13 protein-coding genes are annotated in these 15476 nt (G+C 60.1%); 2 read left to right on the top strand and 11 right to left on the bottom strand.

Features of this window, described 5'->3' with window-relative positions; genetic code table 11:
• Window positions 1–114 precede the first annotated feature (114 nt).
• Window positions 115–2346, bottom strand: coding sequence for a C1 family peptidase (locus KGB03_RS04985; RefSeq protein WP_223526486.1), 2232 nt, complete (start codon window positions 2344–2346; stop codon window positions 115–117).
• A 367-nt stretch (window positions 2347–2713) separates the two neighbouring features.
• Here KGB03_RS04985 and KGB03_RS04980 point away from each other — a divergent pair, with 367 nt between their 5' ends.
• Window positions 2714–3082 carry a DUF427 domain-containing protein gene (locus KGB03_RS04980; protein ID WP_008151451.1) on the top strand — a complete coding sequence of 123 codons (369 nt, stop codon included), beginning with the start codon at window positions 2714–2716 and terminating at the stop codon, window positions 3080–3082.
• A gap of 68 nt (window positions 3083–3150) precedes the next feature.
• Here KGB03_RS04980 and lldD read toward each other — a convergent pair whose 3' ends face one another.
• The 3 genes from lldD to KGB03_RS04965 all read right to left on the bottom strand — a co-directional run bounded on the left by lldD (window position 3151) and on the right by KGB03_RS04965 (window position 7815).
• The gene (gene lldD, locus KGB03_RS04975) at window positions 3151–4293 is read right to left on the bottom strand and encodes an FMN-dependent L-lactate dehydrogenase LldD (RefSeq protein ID WP_223526485.1); all 1143 of its coding nucleotides are present in this window, start codon (window positions 4291–4293) and stop codon (window positions 3151–3153) included.
• 94 nt (window positions 4294–4387) lie between these two features.
• The gene (locus tag KGB03_RS04970) at window positions 4388–6010 is read right to left on the bottom strand and encodes an MFS transporter (protein WP_218537811.1); all 1623 of its coding nucleotides are present in this window, start codon (window positions 6008–6010) and stop codon (window positions 4388–4390) included.
• Between the two features lie 143 nt (window positions 6011–6153).
• Window positions 6154–7815 (bottom strand): GMC family oxidoreductase, encoded by a 1662-nt coding sequence (locus tag KGB03_RS04965; RefSeq protein ID WP_223526484.1) that lies wholly within the window; start codon window positions 7813–7815, stop codon window positions 6154–6156.
• A gap of 121 nt (window positions 7816–7936) precedes the next feature.
• Here KGB03_RS04965 and KGB03_RS04960 point away from each other — a divergent pair, with 121 nt between their 5' ends.
• On the top strand, window positions 7937–8821 hold the full coding sequence (locus KGB03_RS04960) for a LysR family transcriptional regulator (RefSeq protein WP_223526483.1): 885 nt from the start codon (window positions 7937–7939) through the stop codon (window positions 8819–8821).
• 135 nt (window positions 8822–8956) lie between these two features.
• On the opposite strand, the gene KGB03_RS04955 is transcribed toward KGB03_RS04960, so the two are convergent.
• From KGB03_RS04955 to KGB03_RS04925, 7 genes are read right to left on the bottom strand one after another with little or no spacing between them, the layout of a single operon-like run.
• Window positions 8957–10375, bottom strand: a complete 1419-nt coding sequence (locus tag KGB03_RS04955; RefSeq protein ID WP_218537813.1) for an ATP-binding protein — start codon at window positions 10373–10375, stop codon at window positions 8957–8959.
• Window positions 10372–11034: a response regulator gene (locus KGB03_RS04950; RefSeq protein ID WP_192409566.1), complete on the bottom strand. Its 663-nt coding sequence runs from the start codon at window positions 11032–11034 to the stop codon at window positions 10372–10374. Before KGB03_RS04950 ends, KGB03_RS04955 begins: the two co-directional genes overlap by 4 nt.
• Before the next feature lie 11 nt (window positions 11035–11045).
• Window positions 11046–11690: a tetratricopeptide repeat protein gene (locus KGB03_RS04945; RefSeq protein ID WP_192409565.1), complete on the bottom strand. Its 645-nt coding sequence runs from the start codon at window positions 11688–11690 to the stop codon at window positions 11046–11048.
• Entirely contained in the window at window positions 11687–12496 is an 810-nt protein-coding gene (locus tag KGB03_RS04940) for an SDR family oxidoreductase (protein ID WP_218537816.1), read from the bottom strand. Before KGB03_RS04940 ends, KGB03_RS04945 begins: the two co-directional genes overlap by 4 nt.
• A complete protein-coding gene (locus KGB03_RS04935; RefSeq protein ID WP_218537817.1) occupies window positions 12483–13157 on the bottom strand; it encodes a TenA family transcriptional regulator in 675 nt (224 codons plus the stop codon). Before KGB03_RS04935 ends, KGB03_RS04940 begins: the two co-directional genes overlap by 14 nt.
• Window positions 13154–14635 carry an AMP-binding protein gene (locus KGB03_RS04930; RefSeq protein ID WP_223526482.1) on the bottom strand — a complete coding sequence of 494 codons (1482 nt, stop codon included), beginning with the start codon at window positions 14633–14635 and terminating at the stop codon, window positions 13154–13156. Before KGB03_RS04930 ends, KGB03_RS04935 begins: the two co-directional genes overlap by 4 nt.
• Entirely contained in the window at window positions 14625–15302 is a 678-nt protein-coding gene (locus KGB03_RS04925) for a thermostable hemolysin (protein ID WP_111452539.1), read from the bottom strand. Before KGB03_RS04925 ends, KGB03_RS04930 begins: the two co-directional genes overlap by 11 nt.
• Window positions 15303–15476: the final 174 nt, after the last annotated feature.

The raw sequence follows: 15476 nt of genomic DNA, 5'->3' as shown, positions 1-15476 counted from the left end.
ACCATCGCTCATCAACTGTCGAGAGGCGGACAGAATGGCGGCTGATGAGCGATGGGGCAATCTTTATCTGTATGGATGTACAGTCGGTGCGTTGCGATTCATTGCACAGGCTCCTCAGTAGTTCAGGTTAACCACCGGTTGGTCCAGCTTCGCGCCGGGCTCTCGCCTGAGAATGGTCAGCAACGCGGCGGTAATCACGTTCACATCATTATCGAAGCCGCCGTGGGAGGTGTCTTTTTTGGTGCCCGCGCCATAGTTCATTTTCGGATCGTTGAAGATATGCAGGGTTTGCGCGAACGCTTCGGGAAGCCCGCGACCCGTTGCGGCAAACCCGGCCGGAATGGTTTTCCCAAAGTAAAACTGGTTCCACTGTTCGGTCATGTTTTTGGCGGCGATGTTCCACTCCGCCAGATCGGGATTGCTGAAGTCCTGGTACTGCTTATCCAGACTTTTGGCCAAGCCCAGCAGCGGCATGCGTTGCAGTTCTTCATAGGCCCGGGAAACGAGGTACAACAGGGATTTGTGGTACACGCCGATGACGTTGTCATCCTGTTCGCGGCTGTCGGACATGAGGTGGATGTGGAAATCCTTGCGCTTGAGGCCTCCACCTTCGATGACTTTGCGGTAGGTCTGGTTGGCGAAATCGAGGGTGCAGGCCGGGGCCATCAGCGTCGATGTTTCGGTGGGCAATCCCCTGGCCCACAGCAGTTGAATCAAGTGGCCATTGATCAGGGAGCCTGCGGAATGGCCGATCAAATGCAGCTCGACGTTTTTCTTGCCCATGTCGGCAATCAGGTTCTTCAGGTTCTCCGCCATTTCCACCAGCCCACGCGGGGTAAAGCCGGCGACTGCGGCGGCTTCGGCGTTCTGTTTCATCTGGCTCCACTGGTCGCCGCCGGGTTTTTTGGTTGCCAGTTCCAGCGTGCGATCGAAGCCTTCCACGGCTTTGTCCTTGATTGCCTTCAATGCATCGCTGATGCTGCCGGCTTCGGGAAATAGTCCGGGCAGGGTGTCCTGGACGATGTCTGCCAGTGTTTCGAGGGCCCCGGTGCGCCAAGTGACAAACAGCGGATAGATGCCGTTTTCAAGGAAGTAGGGCGCCATCGCACAGATTCGATTGATCGAATCCTGCTCGGAATTGAGCCCGCCGTGGGCCATGACGGCGATGCGCAGCACAGGGGGTTTGTTTGTGGCCGGCAGCTTGTCGTACCAGGCGCGAGGCGCCTCGTAGACGATGCGTTTGACGCCCGCCCGGACGTTTTCCACGTCGGTAAGGCGAGGGCCGATGCTGCCATTGTTTTCCATCACGATGGTCAGGCCGTAAGCCTGATCCTTGGTCAACAGCGGCGGCCCTTTGCGATCGGGCTCGCTGGTGCTGGCGGTGAACAGGGAAAACCCTTCGCGCTTGGCGCTTGAGCTCGACAGCGCGCTACGAAACGGTGATTGAGCGCCGTTGTGGGAGCCTGAAGGGCGTGCGTTCTGCGATAACGCGCCGCGTTCGATCGGCACCCCGAGGGCCACGGTCCAGGCGTCGGTGCCATTGGCCAGCCAGTCTTCGAACGTCAGGATGGCGAAGCCGGAAAATCCCCAGTCGGTTGACCATGAGTTCTGTACGATGAACCCCTGATGGGTGTACCCGATCAAGGCAAAGGCGTGACCGCCCTCACTGGCCGCCGGCCATTTGATGACGGGCAGCTGAGACATGCTCTGGAATTCCACCGCCGGCTGTTTTTTGCCTTTGGGCCGCATCAGTGCCCAGCCCTGATGCACATTGGCGCAGACGTAGAGCGCGCCGGCCTCATACAACGCCGCCATCATGGCGGTGACATCGTCCTTCTCGACGCGGTAGTAAACCCCCAGCGGCCGTGTCATGGCATCCGTTGCCCAATTCTCCGCCGGTGCTTCAAAGGCTGGAACCGATCCGTCCGGCTTGACGGTATAGGGCCACAGTTCCTGCGCGCAGACGCCGTGTTTGTGCCAACCCTTCAACGCGCCGCGACAACTGGAACCCACATAGTCCTCGCCCGGCCATTCATCATAGAGTTTGGCCAGATGATAGAGCTGGCGCGGACTCGTTTTGGTGGAGGCCCGGTCTCGCCGCCACAACAGAAAATTGACCACCGCCGCCAGTCCGAACCCGGTGCACGCGCCTTCGCTGCCCTGGTAGAGCACCATGTTTTTGTCCAGGTAGCCCGAGAGTTCGCAAGCAATGTCCTTGTCGGCGGGCCAGGAGGGCGGCAGCGACTGAACCCGTGGGGTAAAAATACGATCGCGCAAGTCGAGGCGATCCGGACGGGCGTCGAGGGTGATGATTTTCTGGTCGAGGGAAAACTGTGTGGCGGGCATGGTGAGACCCTCAAGTTTCTGAGACTCAAATCCCCACGCCATGCCACGACTGCCTGTCTGAGCAGCAGGGAGGTCAACGGTCTTATTGATCGTAGACGATGTTTTACCGACTTCGAGTGTTTGCCCTGCTTAATGCGGCATCTGGTGCTTGATCCGGTTCAGAATCGAACGGCCGGCGAGGGGGCTTTCTCCCGTTCGGCTGCGAAGCCGTCGTGAATGCAAAACATGAGGTATACCTAATGAACCGCGGTCGCGGCGTGCCCCTGTAGGAGCAAAGCTTGCTCGCGATGAACGATAACCCGATGTGTCTGGCTTGACGCCATCGCGGACACCTGCAGGTCCATCACCGTCATGAGGAACGTATTTCATGAAAAGCACCGGTCCTAGTCCTGTCATCACCATTGCGGAGCAGCCGGGCTGCCTGCTTGTGAAGTTTCACGGTATCCAGGTGGCCGCTTCCGCACGGGCGCTGGTGTTGCTCGAGGCCAACTATCCTCCGGTGTATTACGTACCGCGGGAGGATATCGATGAAAAGTACTATGCCCGCACCGATCACACGAGTTATTGCCCCTACAAGGGCGATGCCAGCTATTTCAGTCTGCAAGTCCCGGGACATGAGGGCGCTAACGCGGTATGGAGCTATGAAGACCCCAAAGTGTCGGTAGAGCAGATTCGCGGCTACATGGCGTTTTATCCCGATCAAGTGACCTTTGAAGTTCTCAAAGACGTTGAGTGAGGGGCGTTTTCCAGGCATCCACGAAAACGCCGCGCATGGGCGCGGCGTTTTAAGGTCAGGTGTTCAGCTCATCGAACAGCCCCCACCAGCGTAGATTCATCAATCTGGCTGATCGAAGTCACCCCGGTCAAGGTCATGGCGACGCGCATTTCCTTGGCGAAGATATCCAGCATATTTTCCACCCCGCGTTGACCATCGGCGGCCAGCGCATAGGCCATGGAACGCCCCAGCAATACGCCTTTTGCGCCCAGCGCCAACATCCGTACGACATCCAGTCCCGAGCGGATTCCCGAATCGACCAGCACCGTCAAATCATTACTGATGGCTTGCATGATGGGCGGCAATGCCCGAGTGGTGGAAAGCACGCCGTCCAGCTGTCGCCCGCCGTGGTTCGACACGACAATGCCATCCGCGCCAAAGCTGACCGCATCCCGGGCGTCCTGAGGATCGAGAATGCCTTTGATGATCATCGGGCCTTTCCAGAACTCACGAATCCATTCCAGGTCATTCCAGCTGATCGAAGGGTCGAAGTTGTTGGCCAACCAGCCCATGTAGTCTTCGAGGGTTACGGCTTTGCCAAGGTACTTCGAGATATTGCCCAAGTCATGTGGACGTCCCATGAGGCCGACGTTGAATGCCCAGTCGGGTTTGGTCATGGCCTGAAGCATTCGCCGCGATGATGCAAAAGGGCCTGACATGCCCGAGTGTGCGTCCCTGTATCGGGCGCCGGGCGTGGGCATGTCCACGGTAAACACCAGGTTTTTCACACCGGCGGCCTTCGCCCGCTCCAGTGCATTTCTCATGAAGCCTCTGTCCTTCAACACATACAGCTGAAACCAGATGGACTGCTGGCTTTGTGCCGAGACTTCCTCGATCGAGCACACCGACACCGTTGACAGGCAAAGCGGAATGCCTTTGTTCTCCGCGGCTTTAACCGCCTGCACCTCACCACGACGGGCGAACATGCCCGTCAGGCCGACCGGGGCCAATATGATCGGCATTGAAAGCGGTTGGTCGAAGAGGGTGGTTTCAAGACTCAAGGTCTCGACGTTTTTCAGAATGCGCTGACGCAGGCTGATGCCCGTCAGATCGGTGCTATTGGACCTCAGCGTATGCTCTGCATAAGCCCCGCCATCAATGTAATCAAACAAAAAACGCGGGAGTTTGCGACGTGCTGCCTCGCGATAGTCAGATGCGGATGAAATGATCATGGTGCCTCGGTCTGTGAATGGCGGGGCTGCCGATGTCGTCGAGCTTACCTGTGGTGAGGGGATAAATCCCCTCACTACAAGGATTGTGGTGAGCTCAGTTTTTATCGAGGTCCACGTTCTTGGTCTCACGCAAACAGATCATCCCGACGACCAGGCTCACCCCGGTTATCACCACCGGGTACCACAGCCCGTAGAAGATGTCCCCGGTGTACACCACCAAGGCAAACGATACCGTTGGCAGGAAACCGCCGAACCAGCCATTACCGATGTGGTACGGCAGGGACATCGAGGTGTAGCGGATGCGGGTCGGGAACAGTTCGACCATCAGCGCCGCCAGCGGGCCGTAGCACATGGCGGAAATGATGATCAGCGCGACGATCAGCGCCACGATCATCGGTTTGTTGATCAGTTGAATGTCGGCTTTTGACGGATAACCCGCCAGGGTCACGGCGCCTCGCAGGGCCGCTTCATCGTAGCCTTCGAGTTTCACTTCACCGACACTCACCTGTATGGCGCTGCCGGCAGGTAGAGCTTCACTGTTGTAGGGAAGGCCCTGTTTCACCAGGAAGGTTTTGACCTTATCGCAAGGGCTATCAAATTTTGCCTTGCCCACCGGGTCGAACTGGAAGGTGCAGGTGGCGGGGTCCGCCAGCACGGTGATCGGTGCCTGACGGCTGGCCTGGTCAATGGCCGGGTTGGCGTAGTGGGCGATGGATTTGAAGATCGGGAAGTACAGTGCAGTCGCCAGCAGCAGGCCGATCATCAGCACCGGTTTGCGCCCGACTTTATCCGACAGCCAGCCAAAAAAGATGAAGAACGGTGCGCCGATGATCACACTGACGATCAGCAGACTGTTGGCCAGCGCCGGGTCCATTTTCAAGAACTGGGTGAGGAAGAACAGCACGTAGAACTGCGCCGCGTAGAAGGTCACGGCTTGTCCGGCGTTGATGCTGAACAGGGCGATCAGTACGACTTTAAGGTTTTCCCATTTGCCGAAGGAATCGCGCAGCGGTGACTTGCAGAGTTTGCCTTCCTCTTTCATTTTCACGAACGCCGGCGACTCGTGCAGGCTCATGCGAATCCAGGTCGAGATGCCCAGCAGAATGATCGAAAACAGGAACGGAATCCGCCAGCCCCAGACTTCGAACTGGTCACCGGTGAAGTAGCGGCAACCGAGCACCACCAACAGCGACAGCAGCAAGCCGAGGGTTGCGGTGGACTGTATCCAGCTGGTGTGGAAACCGCGTTTACCCAGCGGCGCATGTTCGGCCACGTAAGTGGCAGCGCCGCCGTATTCACCGCCCAGGGCCAGGCCCTGAAGCATGCGCAGCAGCACAAGAATGATCGGCGCGGCAATGCCGATACTTGAGTAGGTCGGTAGCAGCCCGACGCAGAAGGTCGCCAGGCCCATGAGAATGATGGTCGCAAGGAAAGTGTATTTACGCCCGATCATGTCCCCCAACCGGCCGAACACCAGCGCGCCGAACGGCCGCACGATGAAACCGGCAGCGAAGGCCATCAGCGCAAAGATGAACGCCGTGGTGTCGTTGACCCCGGCGAAAAACTGTTTGCTGATCACCGCCGCGAGGGCGCCATAGAGGAAAAAGTCGTACCACTCGAAGACTGTCCCGAGCGACGAGGCGAAGATGACTTTCTGGGTTTCCTTGCTGGTGCCCGCGCTGCGCACGGCTTCCAGGGTCTGAACATGTTCTGACATATCGGTATCCCTCACAGTGATTGTTTTTTTTGTTCCACTGGTGTTGCGTGTTCCTTGCAGGGTTAAAGCTCAATGTCCGTGAATCAAATACAAATCCCCTGTGGGAGCGGGCTTGCTCGCGAAAGCGGTGGGTCAGTCGACATCTATGTTGAATGTAAAGCCGCCTTCGCGAGCAAGCCCGCTCCCACAGGGATAGTGTTTACAGGAGTGGCCAGGATCAGTTGTGCTGCCTTTTCGGCAATCATCAGCGTAGGCGAGCAGGTATTACCCGAGGTGATGCGCGGCATGATCGAGGCGTCGGCGATGCGCAGGCCGGGGATGCCATGGACTTTGAGTTGCGCATCAACCACGGCGTGCGCGTCATTGCCCATGCGGCAGGTGCCGACCGGATGGAAAATCGTGGTGCCGATGCGGGCGGCGGCTTCATGCAATTGTTCGTCGCTCTGCAAGCTGTCGCCGGGCAAGTACTCGACCGGATTGAACGCTTGCAGGGCCGGTGCGGCGACGATGCGGCGGGTCAGGCGAATGGCGTCTGCTGCCACCCGCAAGTCCTCCGGATGGCTCAAGTAATTGGGCTGAATCAGTGGCGCTTCCTGCGGATCGGCGGAGCGAATCTCGACGCGGCCTCGGCTTTGCGGGCGCAGATCGCACACCGACGCCGTGAAGGCGGGGAAGGCGTGCAACGGCTCACCGAAACGCTCCAGCGACAGTGGCTGAACGTGGTACTCGAGATTCGCCGACGTCTGCTCCGGTCCCGAACGGGCGAAGGCCCCGAGTTGGCTCGGCGCCATGGATAACGGGCCGCTGCGGTCATACAGGTAACGCAGGCCCATGCCCATCTTGCCCCACAGGCTGCCGGCGATCTGGTTAAGGGTGCGGGCGTTTTCCAGTTTGTAGATCAGGCGCAGTTGCAGGTGATCCTGCAGATTGCCACCCACGCCGGGCAGTTCATGGGCAACGCCGATTCCCAATCGTTGCAGCAGCGGGCGAGGGCCGATCCCGGAACGTTGCAGGATGCTCGGTGAACCGACGGAACCGGCGCACAGCACGATTTCCTTGCGCGCCTTGAAGGTTTTCGCCTGACCCTGCCAACGCGCACTGACCGCTGACGCACGGCCGTTTTCCAGCAGCACGCGGTCGACTTCGACGTCAGTCAGCACGGTGAGATTGGGGCGGTTGCGGATCGGTTTGAGAAACGCCTTGGCCGCGTTCCAGCGAATACCGGCCCTCTGGTTGACCTGAAAGTAGCCGCAGCCTTCGTTGTCGCCCTGGTTGAAGTCATCGATGCTGGCGATGCCGGTTTGCTCGGCGGCGCTTTGGAAGGCATCGAGAATCGGCCACGACAGTCGCTGACGTTCGATCCGCCATTCACCGGCGGCGCCGTGAAACTCCGAGTCGCCAGCAAAGTGGTTTTCGCTTTTTTTGAACAACGGCAGCACGTCGTTCCAGCTCCAGCCGGGATTGCCCTGAGCCGCCCAGCCGTCGTAGTCGCCGGCCTGACCGCGCATGTAGATCATGCCGTTGATCGAGGAACAACCGCCGAGCACTTTGCCACGCGGGTAACTCAGGGCGCGACCTTGCAGGCCGGGTTGCGCTTCGGTCTTGAAGCACCAATCGGTGCGCGGGTTGCCGATGCAGAACAGGTAACCCACGGGGATGTGAATCCACGCATAGTTGTCGCGTCCGCCGGCTTCGAGCAGCAGCACGCGATGTTGCGGGTTGGCCGACAACCGATTGGCCAGCAAACAACCGGCCGGGCCGGCCCCGACCACGATGTAGTCGTATTCATCCAGGGAAGTCTGCATCCGTGACCTCATGTTGTTGTTCTTGTTGTCGGTCATCCTAGTTGTTAGCTTTCGTCAAAAGAATGTTAGTTTTTGCGCAGCCGCTGTGCGTTTTTAAACAGCCCCACCTCAAGGACGGTTCATGTTCGACTGGAATGACCTGCGGTTTTTTCTCGAGTTGCAGCGCAGCGGGCGTCTGCTCACCGCTGCCCGCCGTTTGAACACCACCCACGCCACCGTGGCCCGGCACATCGAGGCCATCGAAAAGAGCCTCGGCACGGCGTTGTTTGTCCAGCATGCCCAGGGTTATGAGCTGACCCCGGCGGGCGAAGCGTTGCTCAAACACGCCGAAGCCATGGAAAACGTCGCCTTGCTGGCTCAGGAAGAAATCACTCAGTCGAGCGCACCGTTAGGCAAGATCCGCGTCGGCGTGACCGAAGGGCTGGGCATCATGTTCCTCGCCAGCCGCATGAACGGCTTGTTCGAACGTTATCCGGGCCTGGAAGTGGAACTGGTGGCGGTGCCGCGTTTCGTCAGCATCCTCAACCGCGAAGCCGAGATCAGCATCCACCTGGAGCGCCCGGCCGCCGACATGCTGGTCACGCGAAAACTGACTGACTATCGATTGGCGCTGTACGCCAGCCAGGCGTATCTGGATCGTTCGCCACCGCTGCGCAGCCGCGAAGACCTCGCTCGTCACGCCTGGATCGGCTACGTCGATGACTTGCTGTTCAGCCAGGAACTGATGTTCCTCAACAGCTTCTGCCGCAATCCGCAGGTTGTGTTTCACAGCACCAGCGTCATCGCGCAACAACAGGCCGCGCGTTCCGGGTTGGGGATCGCCGTGCTGCCGTGTTACATGGCCAGCGCCGATCCTGGTCTGGTGCCGTTGCTGCCGGACGAGAGTATTCAGCGCAGCTACTGGATCAGCACGCGGCGTGAGCTGCACAAGTCGGTGCGGTTGCGGGTGTTGTGGGATTACGTGGTGGGGTTGTGTGAGGCCGAGCAGGGGTTGCTGCTGGGATAGCGTTTGTCGTCCATTCTATTGGATGACGACAAGGAGCGTTATCCGACTTGCCCACGAAGGCGTCCTATGGCTCACCGCATTCAGGCGAGGATGCTTCGCTCGGCGGCATTGCCATAAAACCCTGCTTGTGATCACTCAAGCATTCGGCGGCAACTCGCGCGTGGTGCGCTGTAAAGGCGTGCGGGACTGGCCGTCCGGAATCGACAGCGTTGCCCGCAACCCGCCCTCCGGCCGGTTGACCAGGGTAATTCGTCCACCCAGCCGAGTTGCAATGGTGTTGACGATTGTCAGACCCAATCCCGCCCCCTGGACGTTCCCTCGGCTGTAAAAACGTTCGAACAACCGGCCGCGTTCCGCTTCGTCGATGCCCGGCCCCTGATCTTCGACACTCAATAAATAAAACCCGTCAGCCTGATCCAGCTGCACGGTGATGACGCCGTGCGCGGGGGAGAAATTTGCCGCGTTGCTGATCAGGTTATTCAGGGCGATGTCGATGGCGGCGGCGTCAGCGATTACTTTCAGGGGCCGGTCAGTGACGTCGAAGGCCAGTTCAAGGTTCTTGCTCAGTAACCAGGGCGTGAGCTGAACCAGGCTGTCGCGCACCGTTTGAGTCAGGTCGATGGTGTGCGGCACCGGCGTTACGGCTGTGGGTTCAAGGCGAGCCATGGTCAGCAATTGGTTGACCAAACGGCTGGTTCGGTCCACGCCCGAAATCAGAAACGCCAGGGATTCCCTGCGCTCTTGTTCGGTGCCGGCCTCCAACAGGTTTTGCGCATGCACCCGCAACACCGCCAGGGGCGTGCGCATTTCATGGGCGGCGTCGGCGATAAAGCGCCGCTCGCGGCCGAGCACTTCCTGAATCTGCGCGAGCATGCGATTGAGCGCCGCTTGCATCGGTTCGAGCTCGTTGGGCAGCGGGGTCAGTTGCAGCGGTTCCAGAGAACCGCTGTGCCGTGCGCGCAGCGTCGCCGCCATATCGGCCAGGGGCTTGAGGCCCCAACCAATGGCCAGCCAGACCATCGCCACCAGAATCAGGCTGCCCAGCACATTGGGCCACAGGGTATGGCGCAGGATCCGGTCCACCAGCTCCGACCGCACATCGCCGCGTTCGCCCACCCAGATCCGCACATCAGTTGGTTTGTCTTCCAGCATGAACGCGCGCCAGTGGTTGTTATTCAGATCGACCACATCGCTGAAGCCGGGTGTCGACGGGGGCGTGGTGAAGGAGGGCGCGCTGGCGGTGTGCACCAGCACTTCGCCCTTACGATTCCAGACCTGAAAGGCAATCTTGCTTTCATAAGGATGGCCATCGCTTCCTGGCGCCGCTTCGCCCAAGGCCCTGTTGAATGCCTGATACAGCTCGGCGTGTTCCTTGCTGGCCAGCGGCATGCGCATCACACCCTGCAGCAGCCGGGCGTTCTGCGCCAGTTGAGCGTCATAGACTTCGGCAATTTCGTGGTTGCTGTCGTGCCAGTTGAACACGCTGATCACCGCCAGACCCGCGAGCATCAGGCCGATGATCAGCGTCAGGGTACGGTGCCGAATGGACGTCATCGACGCTCCTCCACCAGATAACCGACACCGCGAATGGTACGGATCAGATCGGTGGAAAATTTCTTGCGCAGATGATGAATGTGCACTTCCAGGGTGTTGCTTTCGGCTTCTTCGTTCCAGCCGTAAAGCAACTGCATCAAGTGATCGCGGGTCATGACCCGGCCCGGCGGCGAGAGTAATTCGTGGAGCAGTTGATATTCCTTGGGCGTCAGCGCGACCGGTTCGCCCAAATAACTGACTTGCTGGGTGCCAGGGTTGAGGCTGATGCCAGCGTGTTCGATGAGCATCTGCGCGCGGCCGGCACTGCGCCGCAGCAAGGCCCGCAGGCGCGCCTTGAGTTCGGCCAGGTCAAAGGGCTTGATCAGGTAGTCGTCGGCGCCGGCATCCAGCCCTTCGATACGGTCTTCGGTGGCGTCCCGCGCGGTGAGGATCAGCACGGGCAGGTTGGAGCCGCTGTCACGCAGACGGCGCAACACTTCCAGCCCGTCCATGCGCGGCAGGCCGAGGTCGAGCACTGCCAGGTCGAAGGATTCACTGAGCAGCGAATGCAAGGCGCTGATGCCGTCCTGCAACCAGTCGACTGTGTAACCTTCGCGGCCCAGGGCCTGATGGATGCCTTCGCCCAGGGCCACGTCATCTTCAACCAGTAATAAGCGCACACGGACTCCTGTCAGTTGAGTTTCTTGTTCACGTCCGCCAGCAATGCTTCGATCTCTTTGCGCCGCCCGGCGTCGGCGGTTTCCCGGCCTGGCCTTGGCTCCGCTTGCAGGGCTTTTTGCAGGGCGCCCCGGGCTTCGCTGTAGCGTTTTTGACGGTAGAGGTGATCGCCCCAGAAGTACAGACTATCGATGCCGTTCGGGTTCAGTTGCAAGGCCTGCTTGAGCAACTGTTCGGCCTTGTCGGCGTCGCCGAAACCGATGGGCCAGCCCGGTACGCGGTCGTACAGTGCGCCGAGGCTGGTGTAGGCCGAGCCTTGCAGGGCTTTTGGGTCCAGGGCCAGGGCTTTCTCCAGGTCGACTTTCGCGTCCTTGACCTTGCTCAGCGCACCGAGCCCGCCCTGGGCACCGGCCCAACTGCTGGTGACGATTCCGGACCAGATCCAGGCTTCGGCCACCGATTGGCGTTCGTGAGTGAACGCCGACGCCTGGCCGGCGAGTTTTTCGAATGCGGCGGTGCGCTGCTCGGCCGGCAGTTCGTATTGAATATGAGCCCAGCTTTGCTGGATGCCATTGAGACGTTGTTGATCGGCGGCGTCCAGCGCCCAGGCGCTGTGGCTCAAGGCGCCCAACAGCAAGCAAGCAAAGAGTTTTTTCATGGCTTGAGATTCTCGTTATCAGGCTTCTGACTCAGGCGACGGATCAGTGGCAACTGCTTGCGCAGGCCGCGATCCACCAGGTTTGGCAACAGGCTGTTCAGGCGCACGAAAAAGCGTTCCGGCCAACCCAGGTACAAATCACGGTGGTCTCCGGCAATCGCGTGGATCACCGCCGAGGCTACTTTTTGAGGATCGTCGACACTGGATTTGAGCGCGTCATTCAAGGCCTGTGCCGCCGGGCTGTTCATGCTGGTGCGGGTGGCCCGTGGCGCGACGTATAAAACGCCGACCCGGGTGTCGGCCAGTTCCCGGCGCAGGGCTTCGGAAAAACCCCGCAGGGCAAACTTGGTGGCGCAATAGCTGGCGTAACCGGGGTAGCCGATGGAGCCGTAGGTCGAACCGACGTTCACCACCATCGCGCTTTCAGCTTGCTTGAGCAGCGGCAGTAATAGCTTGGTCAGGCAGATCGGCGCGCTGATGTTCACTGCCAGCATGGCGTTGATGTCGCTGTCATCGAGCTGCTCGAGCATGGCGAAGTGATTGACCCCGGCGGCGTTGATCAGCAGGTTGATGCCGCCGATGGCTTCGGCGGCGGCCAGTACTTTGCGGCGGTCGGCGAGGAACGTCAGGTCGGCGCCGATCCAGCACAACTGCTGCGGATAGCGTTCGAGCAAAGGCGCCAACGGTTCCCGATGCCGAGCCACGGCCAATACCCGGGCGCCACTGGCGCACAGGGCGGTAGTAATCGCCAACCCGATACCGCCGCTGGCGCCGGTCAGTACCACGCGAGCCTCAGACAGGCGCATGCAGGTTCTCCCCATCGCGTGGCAAACCGCGGAACATGTCGGTGTAAAGCGTGTACACCACCTTGGAGGCGTGAATCACAGCCGCCTGGTCGGCCGGATCATCGAGGGTGTTCATCAGTCGGCGATAGGTGTGCATGTGCTCGATATCCAGCGAACCATGGGAGCTGAGGTAACTGAAAGCGCTTTGCGGCAGGTCCAGGCGTTCGCGAATGCTGTCGGCGGCATGAGTGGCCAGGGCGATGCTGGTGCCTTCAAGCACGTTGACCATGCCGAACAGGCCGACCGGGTTGCCCCGGGCAATCAGGTCGTAGAGGAAGCTGACCATCAATTCGATCGACAAGGACGGACGACCGTCGCGCACGGCCTCTTTGTCGCCGCCGCAGGCTTGGATGTCGTCGAGGACCCATTGTTCGTGGCCGTATTCGTCCTCGATGTACTCGCACACCGCTTTACGCAGCCATTCCAGGCGCGACGGCAAACGGGCACCGCACGCCATCATCAGCGGTACGGTATGGCGCACGTGGTAATAGGCTTGCGCCAGGAAGGCCCGGTAACTTTCCAGGCTGACCTTGCCCTCGAGGGCGTCGCGAATGATGGGCAGATTGAACAGCTCGTGGCGTTCTTGCTGGGTGGCTTCTTGCAATGTGTCGAAAAAGCTCATGACGCAGATTCCTCTGAAAAGACAGCTTCAGTCAGTTGCGAGCGGTAACGCTCGACGATGGCGTCCCGGCGTGGTCGGCCATTGGCGGTCAGCAGACCGTTGTCGGATGTGAATGGTTGATCCAGGCGTGTCCACAGATGGACCTGGGCGTAATCGGGCAAGGCTTCGTTGGCTTGGGCCACGGCGGCGGCCAGTTCTGCGTCGGTGCAATCGGGGCGATGGGGCCAGAGCAGCGCGTGGTTGCTCGGCATGGCTTCGCCGTAGACAAAGGCCTGGGCGATATGACGGCGTTGGGTCAATTCGGCCTCGACCCATTCCGGGTTCACATTGCGGCCGTAACTGGTGACGAATTGATGTTTCTTGCGCCCCTTGAGGTAGAGAAAACCTTCGGGGTCGAACTCGCCAAGATCGCCGCTGGGCCACCATTCATCGGTGTGCGGCGCCTCGCCGAGATAACCGAGCAAGGTCGATCCTTTGATCAGCACTTCGCCGTCGTCGGCCAGGCGAATGTCCACGTGGGGCAGGGGCCGTCCGACACTGCCAGGGCGGCGCGCTTCTGGCCGATTGAGGCACACCACCGACGCGCACTCGGACAGTCCGTAGCCTTCGTAAACCGGTAGGCCGATCCGTTGCGCACGGAGCAGTAATTCTTCACTAACCCGTGCGCCACCCACCGCGGCAAAACGCAACGCGTGGGGGCTGAAGGCTTTTTGCTCGGCGGCGCTGACCAGCATCAACAGCAACTGCGGCACCAGGATCAAACTCTCGGGGGCACGGGTGGCCAGGCATCCGAGCAGTCGCGGCACATCCACACTGCTGGCACCCTCAATACCCAGGGTTTTCTGACTGGGCAGGCTCAGCGTTGCGCCGGCGTACAGCGCCGCATAGCAGCCGATATTTTCCAGCAGGATCGCCAGTGGCAAAAGTGCGAGGTGGTGCTGTGGATCGGTGGGCTTGCTGGCCTGATCCAGTTCGCGGGCGACCCGCAGAATGCTTTCGGCGCTCAGGCACACGCCTTTGGGGGTGCCGGTGGTGCCCGAGGTAAAGGTCAGTTTGGCGGTACCTTCGGGCATCCGACTTGGGCCGCTGAAGGTACGGCGCCAGAACTCGCCGGCTTTCTCATAACCGGCCGTTTGCAATTCGCCTTCCAGTGCTGGCTCGGCAATCACCAGGGCGGCCTGGCTTTGCTTCAGGCAATGTTTACGTTGAGCCGGGCTGAAAAAAGGTGGCAACGTCAGGCAGGTCAGACCTTCAAACAGCACGGCCAGGTCCCAGAGCATGGCTTCGACGCCATTGTCCAGCGCCAGTGCAACCACCTTGACGCTTTCATCGCGCAGACGCTGCTGGCGATACATCACTTCTGCGTACAGCGTGGCGTAGTCCAGTTTCAGGTGATCGCCCCACAGGGCGATGGCATTGGACTTACGTTCGGCATGGCTGCGCAGGGTCTGCTTGAAACGTTCCATTTCAGGCGACATGGCTGGATTCCTCGATGGACGATGGCAGCCCCAGGCGATTGAACATCCCGATATTGCGCAAATGGATGAAGCCGGCGCGGATGTTGCCAACGTGTACCCAGGGCTTGCTCTCGTAGTAACTGCCCCAGCTATGGCGGTCGTCGCCCAGCCGCGCAGGATCGGCGGCGCACAAGGTCACGGGTTTCAAGCCCAGACGATGGAAGCTGTTCACCAGGCCGATGTTGCCGGTGAACGTCACCCATTCCAGGCCGCCCATGGCCAGCAGGTAAGTGATGGCGATGATGCTCATTCGCGCACTGCCGGTGTCGGTGGCGGCCAGGTTGCCCACCTCGACGATACCCGCGCGGTCTACTGCACAATCGGCCGCGACACTGATCAGCGGATCGATCGGTTCGTCCAGGTAACGTTCCAGAAACAGTGGTTCGCTATTCGCCAGACGCACGCCGGCCACTGCACACAGTTCACCTGACGCGTTGTTCATGCCGAACAGCTCCGGCATGAAATGACGGATGTCGGCACCGTGGGCCTTACGGAAGCGTTGCTGGATAAAGGCTTCGAAGACGGGGCGCAGGGGCTCGTCCGGCAGGGCTCTGGCCAAACTCATCTGCGGGGTTTCGGCTTGGCCGAAATGCAGGGGCAGAGGGATGTTCCAGTTGAAATCGGGCATTGGAAAACGCCTCCCCAGGTCAGTGTGGAAGGAGTATCGGAGGCATTTCTTAACGAAACCTGAAGGAGGCCAAAAGATCGGTCGGGCCTGTCTTCAGATTGTCTTAAGACTGGGCGGGCAGGGTGTCGCCCCGGGCTGCGCGAATGAGTCGCCAGTCACAATGATATTCACGAG

This window comes from Pseudomonas sp. BF-B-26 (assembly GCF_019956495.1).
GTDB lineage: Bacteria > Pseudomonadota > Gammaproteobacteria > Pseudomonadales > Pseudomonadaceae > Aquipseudomonas.
Note: the sequence above shows the minus strand (reverse complement) of the source record. Positions and strands in the feature narration are given on the sequence as shown.